The 15,567-nt window shown below is 61.7% G+C and carries 11 protein-coding genes, 4 tRNA genes and 1 pseudogene; 9 read left to right on the plus strand and 7 right to left on the minus strand.

Annotated elements, in window-relative coordinates:
- The first annotated feature begins 50 nt into the window (after positions 1–50).
- The gene (locus K1X80_RS09515) at positions 51–1,205 is read left to right on the plus strand and encodes a TDT family transporter (RefSeq protein WP_057438898.1); all 1,155 of its coding nucleotides are present in this window, start codon (positions 51–53) and stop codon (positions 1,203–1,205) included.
- A gap of 67 nt (positions 1,206–1,272) precedes the next feature.
- On the plus strand, positions 1,273–3,147 hold the full coding sequence (locus tag K1X80_RS09520) for an MFS transporter (protein WP_057438899.1): 1,875 nt from the start codon (positions 1,273–1,275) through the stop codon (positions 3,145–3,147).
- Positions 3,148–3,216: 69 nt separating this feature from the next.
- Here K1X80_RS09520 and sugE read toward each other — a convergent pair whose 3' ends face one another.
- The 3 genes from sugE to rdgC form a co-directional block, all read right to left on the minus strand.
- Positions 3,217–3,531, minus strand: coding sequence for a quaternary ammonium compound efflux SMR transporter SugE (gene sugE / locus K1X80_RS09525; RefSeq protein WP_057438900.1), 315 nt, complete (start codon positions 3,529–3,531; stop codon positions 3,217–3,219).
- 105 nt (positions 3,532–3,636) lie between these two features.
- Positions 3,637–4,593 (minus strand): bile acid:sodium symporter family protein, encoded by a 957-nt coding sequence (locus K1X80_RS09530; protein WP_057438901.1) that lies wholly within the window; start codon positions 4,591–4,593, stop codon positions 3,637–3,639.
- Positions 4,594–4,740: 147 nt separating this feature from the next.
- Positions 4,741–5,661, minus strand: a complete 921-nt coding sequence (gene rdgC, locus K1X80_RS09535) for a recombination-associated protein RdgC (protein WP_057438902.1) — start codon at positions 5,659–5,661, stop codon at positions 4,741–4,743.
- Positions 5,662–5,820: 159 nt separating this feature from the next.
- On the opposite strand from rdgC, the gene K1X80_RS09540 reads away from it, so the two are divergent.
- The 4 genes from K1X80_RS09540 (at position 5,821) to K1X80_RS09555 (ending at position 6,464) form a co-directional block, all read left to right on the plus strand.
- Positions 5,821–5,896 (plus strand) — tRNA-Val (locus K1X80_RS09540).
- Positions 5,897–5,915: 19 nt separating this feature from the next.
- Positions 5,916–5,992 (plus strand) — tRNA-Asp (locus K1X80_RS09545).
- Between the two features lie 301 nt (positions 5,993–6,293).
- Positions 6,294–6,369 (plus strand) — tRNA-Val (locus tag K1X80_RS09550).
- A gap of 18 nt (positions 6,370–6,387) precedes the next feature.
- Positions 6,388–6,464: transfer RNA gene (locus K1X80_RS09555), tRNA-Asp, on the plus strand.
- Positions 6,465–6,551: 87 nt separating this feature from the next.
- On the opposite strand, the pseudogene K1X80_RS28380 reads toward K1X80_RS09555, so the two are convergent.
- Positions 6,552–6,650: pseudogene (locus K1X80_RS28380) on the minus strand (DNA-binding response regulator); the annotation flags it as partial.
- Positions 6,651–6,869: 219 nt separating this feature from the next.
- A complete protein-coding gene (locus K1X80_RS09565; RefSeq protein ID WP_198800033.1) occupies positions 6,870–7,064 on the minus strand; it encodes a hypothetical protein in 195 nt (64 codons plus the stop codon).
- Positions 7,065–7,710: 646 nt separating this feature from the next.
- Between K1X80_RS09565 and K1X80_RS09570 the strand changes: the two genes are divergently transcribed.
- From K1X80_RS09570 to K1X80_RS09580, 3 genes are read left to right on the plus strand one after another with little or no spacing between them, the layout of a single operon-like run.
- Positions 7,711–9,294 (plus strand): BCCT family transporter, encoded by a 1,584-nt coding sequence (locus K1X80_RS09570; RefSeq protein WP_057959020.1) that lies wholly within the window; start codon positions 7,711–7,713, stop codon positions 9,292–9,294.
- A 27-nt stretch (positions 9,295–9,321) separates the two neighbouring features.
- On the plus strand, positions 9,322–11,331 hold the full coding sequence (locus K1X80_RS09575; RefSeq protein WP_220172826.1) for a CocE/NonD family hydrolase: 2,010 nt from the start codon (positions 9,322–9,324) through the stop codon (positions 11,329–11,331).
- A gap of 50 nt (positions 11,332–11,381) precedes the next feature.
- Positions 11,382–12,350, plus strand: coding sequence for a LysR substrate-binding domain-containing protein (locus K1X80_RS09580; RefSeq protein WP_198817907.1), 969 nt, complete (start codon positions 11,382–11,384; stop codon positions 12,348–12,350).
- A gap of 46 nt (positions 12,351–12,396) precedes the next feature.
- On the opposite strand, the gene K1X80_RS09585 is transcribed toward K1X80_RS09580, so the two are convergent.
- On the minus strand, positions 12,397–13,530 hold the full coding sequence (locus K1X80_RS09585; protein WP_220172827.1) for a catalase family protein: 1,134 nt from the start codon (positions 13,528–13,530) through the stop codon (positions 12,397–12,399).
- A gap of 29 nt (positions 13,531–13,559) precedes the next feature.
- The gene (locus tag K1X80_RS09590; protein ID WP_120732306.1) at positions 13,560–15,368 is read right to left on the minus strand and encodes a di-heme-cytochrome C peroxidase; all 1,809 of its coding nucleotides are present in this window, start codon (positions 15,366–15,368) and stop codon (positions 13,560–13,562) included.
- Positions 15,369–15,567 lie beyond the last annotated feature (199 nt).

The raw sequence follows: 15,567 nt of genomic DNA on the forward strand, positions 1-15,567 counted from the left end.
CTTAGGCTTCTATCATGGGCTCAACCTCATACGAGGAAGAGGATTGAGCCATGACCTGCCCCAATAGCATCACCCCCAGTTACAAACCTTTCAGCCATTTGGCCGCCCCCAGGGAAGTGATTCGCCAGTTCACCCCCAACTGGTTCGCCGCCACCATGGGCACCGGCGTGCTGGCGTTGGCCCTGGCGCAATTGCCGGTGCAACTGCCGGGTGTCTATGCCATCGCCGAAGGGCTGTGGCTGCTGACGATCGTTCTGTTTGTGTTGTTCAGCGGTTTATACGCGGCGCGCTGGGTGATGTTTTTTCACGAGGCGCGGCGAATCTTCGGACACTCCACGGTCTCGATGTTCTTCGGCACCATCCCCATGGGCCTGGCGACCATTATCAATGGCCTGCTGCTGTTTGGCCTGCCGCGCTGGGGCGAGGGCGTGGTGCAACTGGCCGAGGCCCTGTGGTGGCTGGACGTCGCCATGGCCCTGGCGTGCGGGGTGTTGATCCCGTTCATGATGTTTACCCGCCAGGAACACAGCATCGACCAGATGACAGCGGTCTGGCTGTTGCCGGTGGTGGCTGCCGAAGTCGCCGCCGCCAGTGGTGGCCTGTTGGCGCCGCATCTGGTCGACGCCCATTCGCAACTGGTGATGCTGGTGACCAGCTACGTGCTCTGGGCGTTTTCTTTGCCGGTTGCGTTCAGCATTCTGACGATCCTGATGCTGCGCATGGCCCTGCATAAACTGCCCCACGCCAACATGGCCGCGTCGAGCTGGCTGGCCCTGGGCCCGATCGGCACCGGCGCCCTGGGCATGTTGCTGCTGGGCCAGGACGCGCCGGCGATCTTCGCCGCCAATGGCTTTGCCGGCATCGGCGAGATTGCCGCCGGCCTGGGGCTGGTTGCCGGCATCACCCTGTGGGGCCTGGGCCTGTGGTGGATGTTGATCGCGGTGCTGATCACCCTGCGTTACCTGCGTGCCGGGATTCCATTCAACCTGGGCTGGTGGGGGTTTACCTTCCCGCTGGGGGTGTATGCCCTGACCACGTTGAAACTGGGCAGTACTTTGCACCTGGCATTTTTCAGCGTGACCGGCAGCGTGCTGGTCGCCGCGCTGGCCCTGATGTGGCTGGTGGTCAGCAAGCGCACGGTGCAGGGTGCCTATAAAGGTGAGCTGTTTGTTTCACCGTGCATTGCAGGATTGGGGAATAAGTAAGCAGGATTAGGTAAAGTCGTGGCCTGAAAAATCAATAAAGCCTTCAGGCCACGCAGGAACACTGACGATGAGTCACCCCTCGCAATTTACTTTGCTGCGCAAACGGCGTTTTCTGCCGTTCTTCATTACCCAGTCCCTGGGGGCGTTCAACGACAATATTTTCAAGCAGTCGTTGATCCTCGCCATTCTCTACAAGCTGACCATCGAAGGTGACCGCTCGATCTGGGTCAACCTGTGCGCCTTGCTGTTTATCCTGCCGTTCTTCCTGTTCTCGGCCCTGGCCGGGCAGTTTGGCGAGAAATTCAACAAGGATGCGTTGATCCGCGCAATCAAGCTCGGCGAGATCGTGATCATGGCCGTGGGGGCCGTCGGCTTTATGACCAACCACCTGGAACTGATGCTGCTGGCGCTGTTTGCCATGGGCACCCACTCGGCGCTGTTTGGCCCGGTGAAGTACTCGATCATGCCGCAAGCCTTGCGCGAAGAGGAGTTGGTGGGCGGCAATGGCCTGGTGGAAATGGGCACATTCCTGGCGATCCTCGCCGGGACCATCGGGGCCGGGGTCATGATGTCCTCTGCGCAGTACGCGCCGGTGGTGTCGACTGCGATTGTCGCGATTGCCGTGCTGGGTTACCTGGCCAGCCGGGGTATCCCGCGCGCCGCGGCGTCCAGCCCCGAGATGCGCCTGGACTGGAACATCTTCAGCCAGTCCTGGGCCACCTTGCGCCTGGGCCTGGGGCAGACGCCCGCCGTGTCGCGCTCGATTGTCGGCAACTCGTGGTTCTGGTTTGTCGGGGCGATCTACCTCACGCAAATCCCGGCCTACGCCAAAGAGTGGCTGTATGGCGATGAGACCGTGGTGACCCTGATTCTCACGGTGTTCTCGGTCGGTATCGCGTTGGGCTCGATGCTCTGCGAAAAACTCTCCGGGCGTAAGGTGGAAATCGGTCTGGTGCCCTTTGGTTCATTCGGCCTGACGGTGTTTGGCCTGTTGCTCTGGTGGCATTCCGGCGGCTTCCCGCAAAACGTCCAGGCCAACGACTGGCTGGCGGTGTTGGGGTACGGCCAGGCCTGGTGGGTGCTGGCTGACATCCTCGGCCTGGGGGTGTTTGGCGGGTTCTATATCGTGCCGCTGTATGCCTTGATCCAGTCGCGTACCGCTGAAAACGAGCGGGCGCGGGTGATTGCCGCCAACAATATTCTCAATGCGCTGTTCATGGTGGTCTCGGCGATTGTCACCATCGTGCTGTTGAGTGTGGCCAAGCTGTCGATCCCCGAGCTGTTCCTGGTGGTGTCGCTGCTTAATATCGCGGTCAACACCTACATCTTCAGGATTGTTCCCGAGTTCACCATGCGCTTCATGATCTGGCTGCTCGGCCACTCCATGTACCGCGTGCAGCATCGCGACCTGCAACATATACCGGACGAAGGCGCGGCGTTGCTGGTGTGCAACCATGTGTCGTTTGTCGATGCATTGCTGATTGGCGGCGCGGTGCGTCGGCCGATTCGCTTTGTGATGTATTACAAGATCTACCGCTTACCGGTGCTCAACTTTATCTTCCGCACCGCTGGCACCATTCCGATTGCCGGACGCCATGAAGACCTGCAGATCTACGAAAAGGCCTTCCAGCGCATCAGCCAGTACCTGAAGGATGGCGAGTTGGTGTGCATCTTCCCCGAAGGCAAGTTGACTGCCGACGGTGAGATGAACGAGTTCAAGAGTGGCGTGACACGGATTCTCGAGGAAACCCCGGTACCCGTGATTCCCATGGCGTTGCAGGGGTTGTGGGGGAGCTTTTTCAGCCGTGACCCGAACAAGGGGATCTTTCACCGGATCTGGTCGCGGGTGACGTTGGTGGCGGGGCCGCCGTTGGCGGTGGAGCAGGCGACGCCACAGGCCTTGCAGGAACAGGTTGGGGCGTTGCGGGGGAGTGTCAGGTAGGTTTTCGGATTTAAGGGCCTCATCGCAGGCAAGTCGACGATTCGACTTGCCTGCGATAGCGTTAGTGGCTTACGCGCTAATCTTGAGCCCGATCAACCCGGCAATGATCAACGCCACACTGGCCAGTCGGAACAGCGCCATGGACTCCCCAAACAGGATAATCCCGGCAATCACCGTGCCCACTGCACCGACGCCGGTCCAGATGGCATAGGCGGTACCCAGCGGCAGCTCCTTCATGGCCAGCCCCAGCAGGCCGAGGCTGACGGCCATGGCGGCAATCGTCAGGGCGGTGGGCATTGGCTTGCTGAAACCGTCGGTGTATTTCAGGCCGACGGCCCAGCCAACTTCAAACAACCCGGCGAAAAACAGAATGACCCAGGACATAAAGACCTTCCTTTTAGAAGTGGGGTCGTCCCCTGGTAAGTGCTCAAACGAGTCGCGGGGTCGTCCCCGCGAAGGTTCGTAGAGTGCCGAAAAGCCCGCAGCCGATCAAGTTTCGGCGAGGGCCTTGCGATCTTCCTTCTCGCTCATCCGGCGGAAATACGTCGACAACAACGCCCCGGAAATATTGTGCCAGACACTGAACAACGCGCTGGGCACCGCCGCCAGTGGCGAGAAGTGCGCACTGGCCAATGCGGCGCCCAGCCCGGAGTTCTGCATGCCGACTTCCAGCGCCAATGACTTGCGTTGGGCCAGTGGCAGCCCGAATACGCGGGCGGTGAGGTAACCCAGCAGGTAGCCAAAGCTGTTGTGCAGCATCACCACCGCCATGATCAGCAGGCCCGACTCGGCAATCTTCGCCTGGCTTGCAGCCACCACGGCAGCGACGATGGTCACGATGCTGACCACTGAGACCAGCGGCAGCACCTCGACGGCATGACGTACGCGCTCACCCAGCAGACGCTGCGCCAAGACACCCAGCACGATAGGCAGCAACACCATTTGCAGGATCGACCAGAGCAGGTCCATGAACGACACCGGCAACCAGGCCGAGGCCAGTAGCCAGATCAAGGCCGGCGTCAGCAGCGGGGCGAGGAGGGTGGTGATGGAAGAGATGGCCACTGACAGCGCCAGGTCGCCACGGCCCAGCCACGTCATGACGTTGGAAGAGGTGCCACTAGGGCAGCAACCGACCAGAATCACGCCAACGGCGATTTCCGCTGGCAGGTTGAAGGTCTGGCACAGCAGCCAGGCCACGCTGGGCATGATCACAAATTGCGCGATCACGCCCAGGGCCACGCGCCACGGATGGCGCGCGACTTCGGCGAAATCTTCCAGTTTGAGGGTCAGGCCCATGCCGAACATCACCAGGCCCAGCAGCGGCACGATGGCGCTTTTCAGGTCGATAAACCAGTGGGGCTGAAGGAAGGCGAGCACAGCAAAAATCAGCACCCAGTAGGCGAAGGTAGTGCCGGCGAAACGGCTCAAGGCGGCGAGTGCGCGCATGGCGATGTCCTTATTATTAGAGTACTGGGAGTGGTAACCCCATCAACTGTGGGAGCTGGCTTGCCTGCGATAGCGGTGTGTCAGTCAGTGACTCTGTAACTGATACGCCGCCATCGCAGGCCAAGCTCCTACATTGAGCGTGCGCGTTTAGATGCCTTGCGGGGTCTCTTCACCACCCAATGCTTCCACCAGCGCCGGCAGGAAGTCGCCGAAGGTCAGCATCATCAGGGTAAAGCTGGCATCCAGTTGGCCCAGGGCTTCGTCACCGCCGTCCTGTTCGGCCTGGTCTTGCAGCAGGTCTTCAAACTTCAGGCGCTTGACGGTCATTTTGTCGTCGAGCATGAACGACAGCTTGTCCTGCCAGGCCAGGGACAGTTGGGTCACGACTTTGCCGGTGGTCAGGTGCAGCTGGATTTCTTCGCCGGTCAGGTCCTGGCGCTTGCAGCGCACGATGCCGCCGTCTTCGTGGGTGTCGCGCAGTTCGCATTCGTCGAGCACGAAGAAGTCATCGGCTGGCTTCTGGGTGGTGACCCAGTCGGTCATCACCGCAGTCGGCGCGGTTTTCACGGTCAGTGGGCGTACCGGCAGGGTGCCGATCACTTCACGCAGGGTCGACAGCAGGTCTTCGGCGCGCTTGGGGCTGGCCGAGTTCACCAGGATCAGGCCCTGTTTCGGCGCGATGGCAGCGAAGGTCGACGAGCGACGGATAAACGCACGAGGCAGGAAGGCCTGGATGATTTCATCCTTGATCTGGTCGCGCTCCTTTTTGTAGACCTTGCGCATTTGCTCGGCTTCGATCTCTTCGACCTTTTCCTTCACCGCATCACGCACCACGCTACCCGGCAGGATACGTTCTTCCTTGCGCGCAGCGATCAGCATGAAGTCACCGCTGACGTGCACCAGGGGCGCGTCTTCGCCTTTGCCAAAAGGCGCGACGAAACCGTAAGTGGTCAACTCCTGGCTTGCACAAGGGCGCGCCAGTTTGGTGGCCATTGCAGTTTCCAACGCCTCGGCATCAACAGGCAGATCTTGGGTCAGGCGATAGATAAGCAGGTTCTTGAACCACATGGGGTGAGTCTCTCCTTTATACAAAGTGGGGCATTATTCTCTTGATAAGGCCTGAGGCCAACCCTGCCTAAGCCATTGGAAGGGCTGAAAAAAAAGATTTAAGAAAGTGCTTGCCAGACCAGGGGACGCTCCGTAGAATGCGCGCCACACCGAAACGAAGGGTGATTAGCTCAGCTGGGAGAGCATCTGCCTTACAAGCAGAGGGTCGGCGGTTCGATCCCGTCATCACCCACCATTCGCTTCATGTGTTACGCGCAGCGGTAGTTCAGTCGGTTAGAATACCGGCCTGTCACGCCGGGGGTCGCGGGTTCGAGTCCCGTCCGCTGCGCCATATTCGGTAACCTGGAACACTGAACGCCAGGTCACCACGGAAAGCCCGCTCATCGAGCGGGCTTTTTGCTGTCTGGGGTTTGCCTTTCTGTGGGGACGGGCTTGCTCGCGAAGCACCTGAGAGCGCCGCGTCGTCCTTTTGTGGGGCTGGGGCGGGGTAACCAATAGGCTCGCGTTTACCCGCTCCACGCGCCGGTTTTCCGGGGCGTAGGCTGCCGGCGAAAAGATATTTTAAATAAATTGCATTTAAATCAACACATTGCGGATTTTTCGTATATGATGCGCCCCGCACCGAACGTAAAGGGTGATTAGCTCAGCTGGGAGAGCATCTGCCTTACAAGCAGAGGGTCGGCGGTTCGATCCCGTCATCACCCACCATTACGTCCAACGCTACGCGCAGCGGTAGTTCAGTCGGTTAGAATACCGGCCTGTCACGCCGGGGGTCGCGGGTTCGAGTCCCGTCCGCTGCGCCATATTCGGTTACCTGGAACGCTGAACGCCAGGTCACCACGCAAAGCCCGCTCATTGAGCGGGCTTTTTTGTGCCTGGGATTTGCTGTCCTACAACCCCACCAGCCGGTAGCCCACCTGCAATTCGGTAATAAAGTACTGCGGCGGCGCCGGATCCACCTCCAGCTTTTGCCGTAGATGCGCAATATGACAGATTGGCCGGCGCGCTGCCGACGATTTCTTCCAGCGAGTGCCATTGGCGGTTCAGGCGCAAGGCGGTCCCGGCGACACCGAGCAGGGTGTTGCGCATTTTTTCGCCTTCCATCTGCACCAGGTTGCTTTGCGCCACTTCGACGAAATGCACACGCTCCAGGGCAATCGCCAGTTGGCTCATGCAGGCTTCCACCAGGCGGTGTTCCTGTGGGTCGTTCAGGCGATCGCGCTGGGCCAGTTCCAGCACGCCGCGTTCGATAACAACAGCGCCGAACCGAAGCGGGCCCAGCCCATTGTTTCCTGTGGGTCGATGCCCAGCAGGCGATAGGTATAACGTTCCGGCAAGGCATGGTGGGTTCCGGTGAAGCCCCGGGTCAGCCATTTGCCCATCAGTACGGCGAGCCCCGTCATTTAAACGCTGGGGTGCTGCTGAGGTTGACGACCCGCTTATTTGGTTTTCTTTTTCTTCTCGCTGCGGGTAGCGAGGTGTTCGAAGCAAAACGCGGCAGTGCCGAAGAGCGCAATCATCGACAGGACGACCATGCCTAAAGTTGAACTTTCCACGATAACTTCCTACGGGTGTTGGGGTAGGAGGTGACGGTAGAGGGTTTGGACTTAGTTACTCAATAGCGGCGACGTAAACGTTATGGCGAACAGGCAAACTATATGAACTCTTTACAGGGGGGCGGATAAAAACCCTAAAACCTGAGAATCAATTGTGGCGAGCGGGCTTATTGTGGCGAGCGGGCTTGCCCGCGTTGGGTCGCGCAGCGGCCCCAGTAGGGCCGCCACCGAGTGTTCCAGATAGACCCGGTGGGATGGTTTTGGGGCTGCTACGCAGCCCAACGCGGGCAAGCCCGCTCGCCACAGCAATCGCGGTTTTGCTCTTGCTCAGCCATGACCTGACGGAATACCCCCATACCCATTGGTCGATTGCACCGCGGCCGGCACCCACGCTTATCTATAGCCACGCGAAGACTTCAAGGCGGCACAGTGCCCGCTTCTAACAATGGCCTGCAAAGGCAATAAAAATAGTCTGTCTGGGGAAGCGCACGAGATGAAATACCCATTGCGTCCTTTGGTCTTCTGGCCAACCTTTCTGATCTTGCTGGCGGCGGTGATCGCCAGCTACGTTGACCTCACCGCATTCCTCGCCGTGAGCAAACAGCTCAATACGGTGATCCTGCAAAACTTTTCCTGGCTATTCAGTGCCGGTTCTTTCGCCATGCTGGTGCTCACGGCCATTGTGTATTTTTCGCCCCTGGGCCAGGTGCGTATCGGCGGGGAGGGCGCCACGCCGCTGTTGAGCAAATGGCGCTGGTTCATGGTCGCGCTGTGCACCACCCTGGCGGTGGGCGTGCTGTTCTGGACCACGGCCGAACCGCTCTACCATCTGTACTCGCCACCCTCCAGCCTGCCGATCGAGGCGGGCAGCGCGGCGGCCAAGAGCTTTGCCTTGTCGACAATGTTCCTGCACTGGACCCTCACGCCCTACGCGATTTACCTGGTGCCCTCCCTGGTGTTTGCCCTGGTGTTCTACAACCTGCGCAGCCACTTCTCGATTGGCGCCATGTTGCAACCCTTGCTCGGCGCCGAGCGGGTCAAACGCTATGCCGGGTTGATCGACACCCTGGCGATGTTCGCCCTGGTCGCAGGCATGGCGTCGTCCCTGGGCACCGGGGCGCTGACCCTGTCCGGTGGCCTGAGCCAGTACATCGGCGGTGAGACCACGCCGTTGCGCCTGGGCCTGATCATCGCGGTGATCGTGTTCACCTTTGTCGCCTCGGCCGCCAGCGGCCTGCAGCGCGGCATCGTCATGCTGTCGTCGTTCAACACCTGGATCATGCTGGCCCTGGGCGCGTTCGTGTTGGTGTGTGGGCCAACCCTGTACATCTTCAGCCTGGGCGTCGAGTCCCTGGGGGTGTACCTCGACACCTTCTTCAGCCGCAGCCTGTCCACCGGTGCCGCCAGTGGCGACAGCTGGCCGCAGAGCTGGACGGTGTTCTACTGGTCGGTGTGGTTCGCCTGGGCCCCGGTCAGTGCGCTGTTCCTCGGCAAGATCGGCCGGGGCTACAGGGTGCGCGAATTTATCCAGATCAATATGTTGTACCCGGCGCTGTTTACCGCGCTGTGGATCTGCATTTTCTCCGGTAGCAGCCTGTACTTCGATGCCCTCGGCGATGGCAGTTTGAACCGCGTGCTCAACGAGCAAGGCGTGGAGCATGTGCTGTACCAGATGTTCCAGCAGTTGCCGGCCAGCGGCCTGATGATCGCGTTTTTGTTGTTTGTTGCCTTTATCTCCTTTGTCACCGCCGCCGACTCCAGCACCGACGTGATCGCCAACCTGTGCAGCAAAGGCGTCACCGCCGATTCGGACCTGGACGGCAACCCGCTGCTGAAGATTGTCTGGGGCGTGATCATCGGCACGGTGTCGTGGGTCATGGTGGCCTTTGTCGGCATCGACGGGGTGAAGATGCTCTCCAACCTCGGCGGCCTGCCGGGAATGATCCTGGTGCTGCTGGCCAGCACGTCGTTGCTCTACTGGTTGAAGAACCCCGCGCTGCTGGACGTAAAGGCCCCTGCGGTCCACGTCGAACCTGGCCTGCGTGGTGCCAGCCCCGTGGCGGATTTTGCCCGCTGACTTGCCTCTTTGTTGCTGGAGTTACCGATGGAAATCGTCACCGAATTTGCCTACAAGGTCCTTGAAATCGAGCACTGCCTGATCCCCCTGAGCGACGGCACGCAACTGGCAGCGCGTATCTGGCTGCCTGACACCGCCAGTGTGCAGGCCTTCCCGGCGATCCTCGAATACCTGCCCTATCGCAAGCGTGATGGTACGGCGCTACGCGATGCGCTGACCCATCCGTGGATGGCGGGGCAGGGCTATGTCTGCGTGCGGGTCGATATGCGCGGTAATGGCGAGTCCCAGGGCCTGATGGCCGATGAGTACCTGTTGCAGGAGCAGGATGACGCCCTCGAAGTGATCGACTGGCTGTGCCAGCAGCCCTGGTGCGACGGCAACCTGGGAATGATGGGCATCTCCTGGGGCGGCTTCAACAGCCTGCAAGTCGCCGCGCGCCAGCCCGAAGCATTGAAGGCGATCATCACCCTGTGCTTCACCGATGACCGCTATGCCGATGACATCCATTACAAGGGCGGCAACCTGCTGCTGGAGAACTTCGGCTGGGCCGCGACCATGCTCAACTTCAGCGCGGCGGCGCCCGACCCGCTACTGGTCGGCGATGCCTGGAAAAGCCTGTGGCAACAACGCCTCGACGCCATGCCGCTGCTGGCCGAGACCTGGCTGCAGCACCAGACCCGCGATGCCTATTGGCGTCACGGTTCGGTCTGCGAGGACTACTCGGCGATCAAGGCGGCGGTGTATGCCGTGGGCGGTTGGGGCGATGCCTACAAGAATGCGGTGCCGCGCCTGATGCAACATCTGCCGGGACCGAAGAAAGCCATGATCGGCCCGTGGATTCACAAGTACCCGCACTTCGCCGTGCCCAACCCGGCCATTGGCTTCCTGCAGGAGGCCAGGCGCTGGTGGGACCACTGGCTTAAAGGTATCGACAATCGGGTGATGGACGACGCTGCCTGCACCTTTTACCTACAGGATGTGCTGGCACCCAAGGGCAGTTATGCCGAGCGCCCAGGGATCTGGGTGCAGACCTCGGGCTGGCCCGATCCCCAGGTGCAATGGACCGACTACAGCCTCAACGACCATGGCCTCAGCCCCGGCCAGCAGGCACTGGGCGGCCCGCGCAGTATCTGTTCGCCACTGACCACCGGTCTGCACCAGGGCGAGTACTGCGCCATCTGGTTCGGCCCCGATGGCCCCACCGATCAGCGTCGCGACGATGCGCAGTCGCTGTGTTTCGACTCGCCGCCGTTGGCTGAACCCCTGGCGCTGCTGGGGGATGTGCGCTTGCACCTGCGCCTGGCCAGCGATACCCCCTGCGGGCAACTGGTGGCACGTCTGAATGCGGTGGCGCCCGACGGCCAAGTCACGCAGATCACCTACGGCGTGCTTAACCTTGTCCTACGTGAAGATTTCTCCCGTCTGACGCCGCCTGTGCCGGGCGAGCCCATGGACGTGCAATTGAACCTGGATCACGTCGGCGTGCGCGTGCCGGCCGGCCACCGCCTGCGCCTGGCCCTGAGTACCGCGAGCTTCCCGTTGCTGTGGCCCAGTCGCGAGTTGACCACCCTGACTGTGCTGCCCGCCGTGCAGCGTGTGCAATTGCCGATCTTCAGCGGCGCGGCCGTGCCGTGCCCGTTCGAGGCCCCGCAAGCGGCTAGCCCGGTTGCGCTGGAGGTGCTGCGGGCGGCAGCGCCTAAACGCACCTTGAGCGAGGATGTGGGCAGTGGCGAAGTCTGCGTCACCATCGAGGACGACCTGGGCGCCGTGCGTTTCACCGAGCATGGCCTGGCGGTGGACCAGCGCTGTACCGAGCAATATCGCACCTTGCCCTGGGACCCGTTGTCGACCCAGGCCGATATCCACTGGCAGTACCGCGTCGAGCGAGCGCCGTGGTCGGTGGCGGTCGACAGCCGCCTGCAGGTGCGCGCCGACGCCCAGTGGTTCTACATTGAGGCGCAGCAGCAGGCCCTGGAAAACGGGGTGCAGGTGCATCACCGCACCTGGAGCAAACGGGTCGCGCGGGTCGCGTTGTGAGCGGGCAAATGGCAGGATGCCTGCTCATCTGATCAGCCACGGATCCCTGCATGTCGCGCCGAAATGTCGACCTTCCACCGCTCAATTGTTTGCAGACGTTTGAAGCGGCCGCCCGTCATCTGAGCTTTACCCAGGCGGCCCACGAACTGAACCTGACCCAAAGCGCGGTGAGCCGGCAGATCAAGCGCCTCGAAGAGGACCTGGCACGGCCGCTGTTTTATCGGTTGGCGTTGGGGCTGAGCCTGACCCCGGCCGGGGTGCGTTACTTTCGCACCATCCAGCGCCTGCTGCGCGAGCTCGACCGTGAGTCGGCGGAGCTGCGCCGACGCGGTGCCGATCGCCAACTGACCCTGGCCAGCACGCCGACCATCAGCTCGATCTGGCTCGCCGCGCTGCTGCCGGCGTTCCAGCATGCGTACCCGGACCTGGATATCCGCATCCTGTGCAGTGAAAGCCCGAGCCACCTGGATGTCAGCGAATATGACCTGGGCCTGTTCTACCACCTCGACGAACTGCCGGCGCCCCTTGGCCTGGAACTGACCCCGGTGTTTGCCAGCGAGCAGGTCATCGCCGTGTGCAGCCCCGCCTACATCGAGCGTTATGGCGCGATACGCGACGCCCAACACCTGTTGCACAGCCATACCTTGTTGATCGTCGAGGACCACTATCACGATTGGTTGACCTGGACCGACTGGTTCGCCGATATCGGCGCGCAATACCACACGCCCCGGCACGCTTTGCGCACCAACAGCTATCAGTTGCTGATGCAGTCGGCGGTGATGGGGCATGGCGTGGCCCTGGGCTGGAAGCGCTTGCTCGAAGGCGAGCTGGCTGCCGGGCGCCTGCAACTGGCCTTGGCGCACCACATGCACAGCCGTGGCCGCCTGCAACTGATGCAACCACAGCATCGCAACCCGCCTTCGGCAGCGCGTAGTTTTCAGCAATGGTTGCTGACGGCGTCCGATACAACGCCGCAGGGGCTGTTCGGTGGGAGCGGGCTTGCCCGCGATGATCGTTAACGATGACGCGGTGAGGCGTTCTTGCTGACGTCAGCGCGGGCGTTGTTCACGGGGCGTTGCGGCTATGCCGATAATCACTCACCGCTTCATACACCGCCTTGCGCAGCCGATTGATCCCCCCAATCGGCCGGTGCTCTTCCACACCAAACCATGGGTTGAACGACTGGTTGTCGCAGGCCAGGTTCAAGGCTGGGGTATCAAAGTCCTGCGCCGGAATGCGGATTTTTGCCACGCTCTCGTAGGGCGCGTCGCTTTCCTTCCATTCGATGCTGGTGTCTTCGATGGGCATGTATTTCTGTGGGTTCTGGCGCTGGATCTGCAACACAAAACACGCGTCGACCCGGTCGGTGGACAACTGCTGGCTCAAGGCGCTGCGCAGGAAGTTCGGCAAGTCCTGGTTCTGCTTGGGCAAGCTGTACTCCGGGCAGCTTTGCGGGTCCGGGGCGACGCGGAACTTGGCGTTGGCCGTGCCAAATTTGTAGGGCGATACCGAAAAGTATGTCGCCTCGGTCGGGCTGGCGGGGGCCGGCGCCAACGTCGCCAGGGCTATGAACAGATGGCGCACCTGCCAACTGCGCGGGTCGAGGCTGGGGAAAAACGCCATGGCCTTCTTGCCATCGGCCTGGGCCCCGACGTTCTGCGCGTATTCCGTCACGTCGCTGACAAAGAAGTTGGGGTGGCTGAACATCACAAAGTCCTGCTCGGTGCGCGCCTGCTGATCGGACAGCAGTTGCTTGCCCGGCACGTCCAGCAGTTTGATCGCCAAGCCGCGGGCGTCGCGGATGCTATCGAACTGTGGATAAGCGTTGCCGTTGGACAGGCGCATCATCGCCTGCCAGGTCTTGCCCGGCTCGGCGAACACGCCCTGGCGCAGCGCCGGGTCGAGACCTGGCAGCACACTGACTTCGGCCTTCACGCAGCCATGGGCCTTGGCATGGGCATCACGCAGGTAGCGGGTGCCTTCGCGGTGCTGGTCGACGATACGCACGGCCGTCTGAATGATGCCTTGGGTCATGGCGGCTTCGCCGGGTGGAATCTGTTCATCGGCCGACACCGGGCCGCGGTGGTGCCAGGCAAACCACAGGGTCGCCAGCAACCAGCCGAGCAGGCCCAGGCCCACCAGCCATAACAGCGTCTTGCCGAGAAACGCGCCGAGGCGCAGCCACAGTCGAGCGAGCATGGAACGGTCCTTGTATCGAAATGGGGAAGTCATGGCAGTTGTTGCTCCAGGGGGCCGCCCAGTACTTTGAGGTATTCCAGCAGCGCCCAGCGCTCCTCAGGCTCCAGGCCCCGGCCAATTACCCCATTGCCACGCTTGCCGGCGCGGAATTCGTGGCCGCTGTTGTGGTTGCCGGTGATGCGGGTATCGAACAGGAACGCATTTTTAAAGGCTTCGGTGCGATAACCCAGGTGACGCGGGTTGTAATCGAAGGTGCCTTTATAGAAGGTGCGGCTGCGCTCGTACTGGGGCGAAAGCAACTGGTAGATCGTCGGCACCGAACCATTGTGCAGGAACGGCGGCGTGGCCCACACGCCAGCCAGGGGGCGGGCCTTGTAGGCGCGCAGTTCGCGCACGCCGATAGGCAGGCCGTAGCCGTCCAGGCGCGGGCGTTCGGCCGGGGTGATGCCGGCGGCGCGGTAGGCGTGCTCTTCGACAAACGCCGTGACATAGGCCAGGCCCTTGGCCACGGACAGGCTGCGCAAGTCCAGCGGTTCGGTCGGCGTCGGGTGCAACTCCACATTCAACTGCGCCAGTTCGGCCGGGTCCCATTGCAGGGCGCTGAGGTCGTAGCGCTGGTCGGCAATGTTGCTGGCGGTGCCTGGGTCGGTGCCGATGTAGTCCACTGGCAGCATCTTCAACTGCTGCACCGGGCGCCCGTTGACTTCGCTCACGCTGGGCACATGGCAAGCTGCGCAGTTCTCTGCGAACAGCGCGCGGCCACGGGCGGCCAGGGGTTTGTCGATGGTGCCGAACAGCGCTTCAGGCCAGGTCGGCGGCTTGAGCCGTTGCAGGGTTTCTTCGATGCGGTTCAGGTCACGCACGCGTACGCTGGAAGGGTAGCGTGCATCGCCCTTGAGCGGCTGGCCGGCGTTGTCGAAGAACGCCAGGGTCGCGCCTACGCCCAAGGCTTCGCCGATATTGCGCGCCATGGGTTGCTGGGCCGAGCCGTTCCATTGCACCCAGTCGAAGGTCCACATGTCCCACAGTTGCGGGTAGTCCACCGGCGCGTTGGCGATGCGGTAGTTGTCCGGCGAAATCGCATCACCAAAGCTCGCGTTGGCGATGCGGCCGAACGCATCGGTGCGCCCCGGGCCTTCTTCGGTGGGGTAGAGACCACGGTGGGTATCGTTCCAGGCCACCTTGAGGAAGTTGTCCAGGGACTTTTTGAAGTCCTGGCGCAACTGATCGTACTGGGCGTCGTATTGATCCCCCAGCACGCTGTGGGCGAAGCGCCTGAACTTCAGCGGGTTGTAATAGGTGGAGGCGAGACTGGCCACCAACGCCTGGCCGAAGCTGCCACCGCGCAGGGTCGGCACGCTGGAGGGCAGCACATGCTGTGCAGCGCCGCCGTCGATGCGCAGGGCCTGGCCATTGAAGTGCAATTCGCCGGTGTGGCAGGCGGCACAAGTGATATCGAGAAACTCGTCGTCGCTGCCGGCATTCTTGTGCCGGGCGAAGCCGACGGGCAGGTTGCCAGGGTTCTGGGCTGTGGCCTGTTGTCGCGGGTCCACGAGGAAACCGAAACGCGCCAGGTTGGCCGGTTCGGCAAAACGCTGCTGGGAAAACGGCAGCTCCAGCGCGGTGAACCAGTTATAGCGCAGGCCCTTGACCTGGGTGCCCTGGGGCGTGAAGTAGTAGACCTGGCGGTCGGTGGCGGTCCATTGGTCCTGGTAGTGCACCTGCTGCACCGGCACGTAATCCGGCAGCTTGGGGTTGACCACGTAATAGAGGACCACGGCCAGGGCCAGTCCCATAAATGACAGGATCAGGAGTAAAACACGGGAAAAAATGCGCAAGATAACTATCCTTGTCGAGTTGTTGCGTCCTTATGCCACCGAGCGTAGCAGGCGGCAAGTAGCCATGATCGGTCTGTTGCGGCGGTTTTCGGCTTGCCTGCTGTCCTTCGCCGGGCTTTGGGGCAGATGAAAATGCTTTTAAACACGTGAACTTATCAGAAGTTTCCTGCTCACATGCCGGTAGCCATTGGTCGTGGCC

The organism is Pseudomonas sp. So3.2b (genome assembly GCF_019464415.1).
Classification (GTDB): domain Bacteria; phylum Pseudomonadota; class Gammaproteobacteria; order Pseudomonadales; family Pseudomonadaceae; genus Aquipseudomonas; species Aquipseudomonas shahriarae.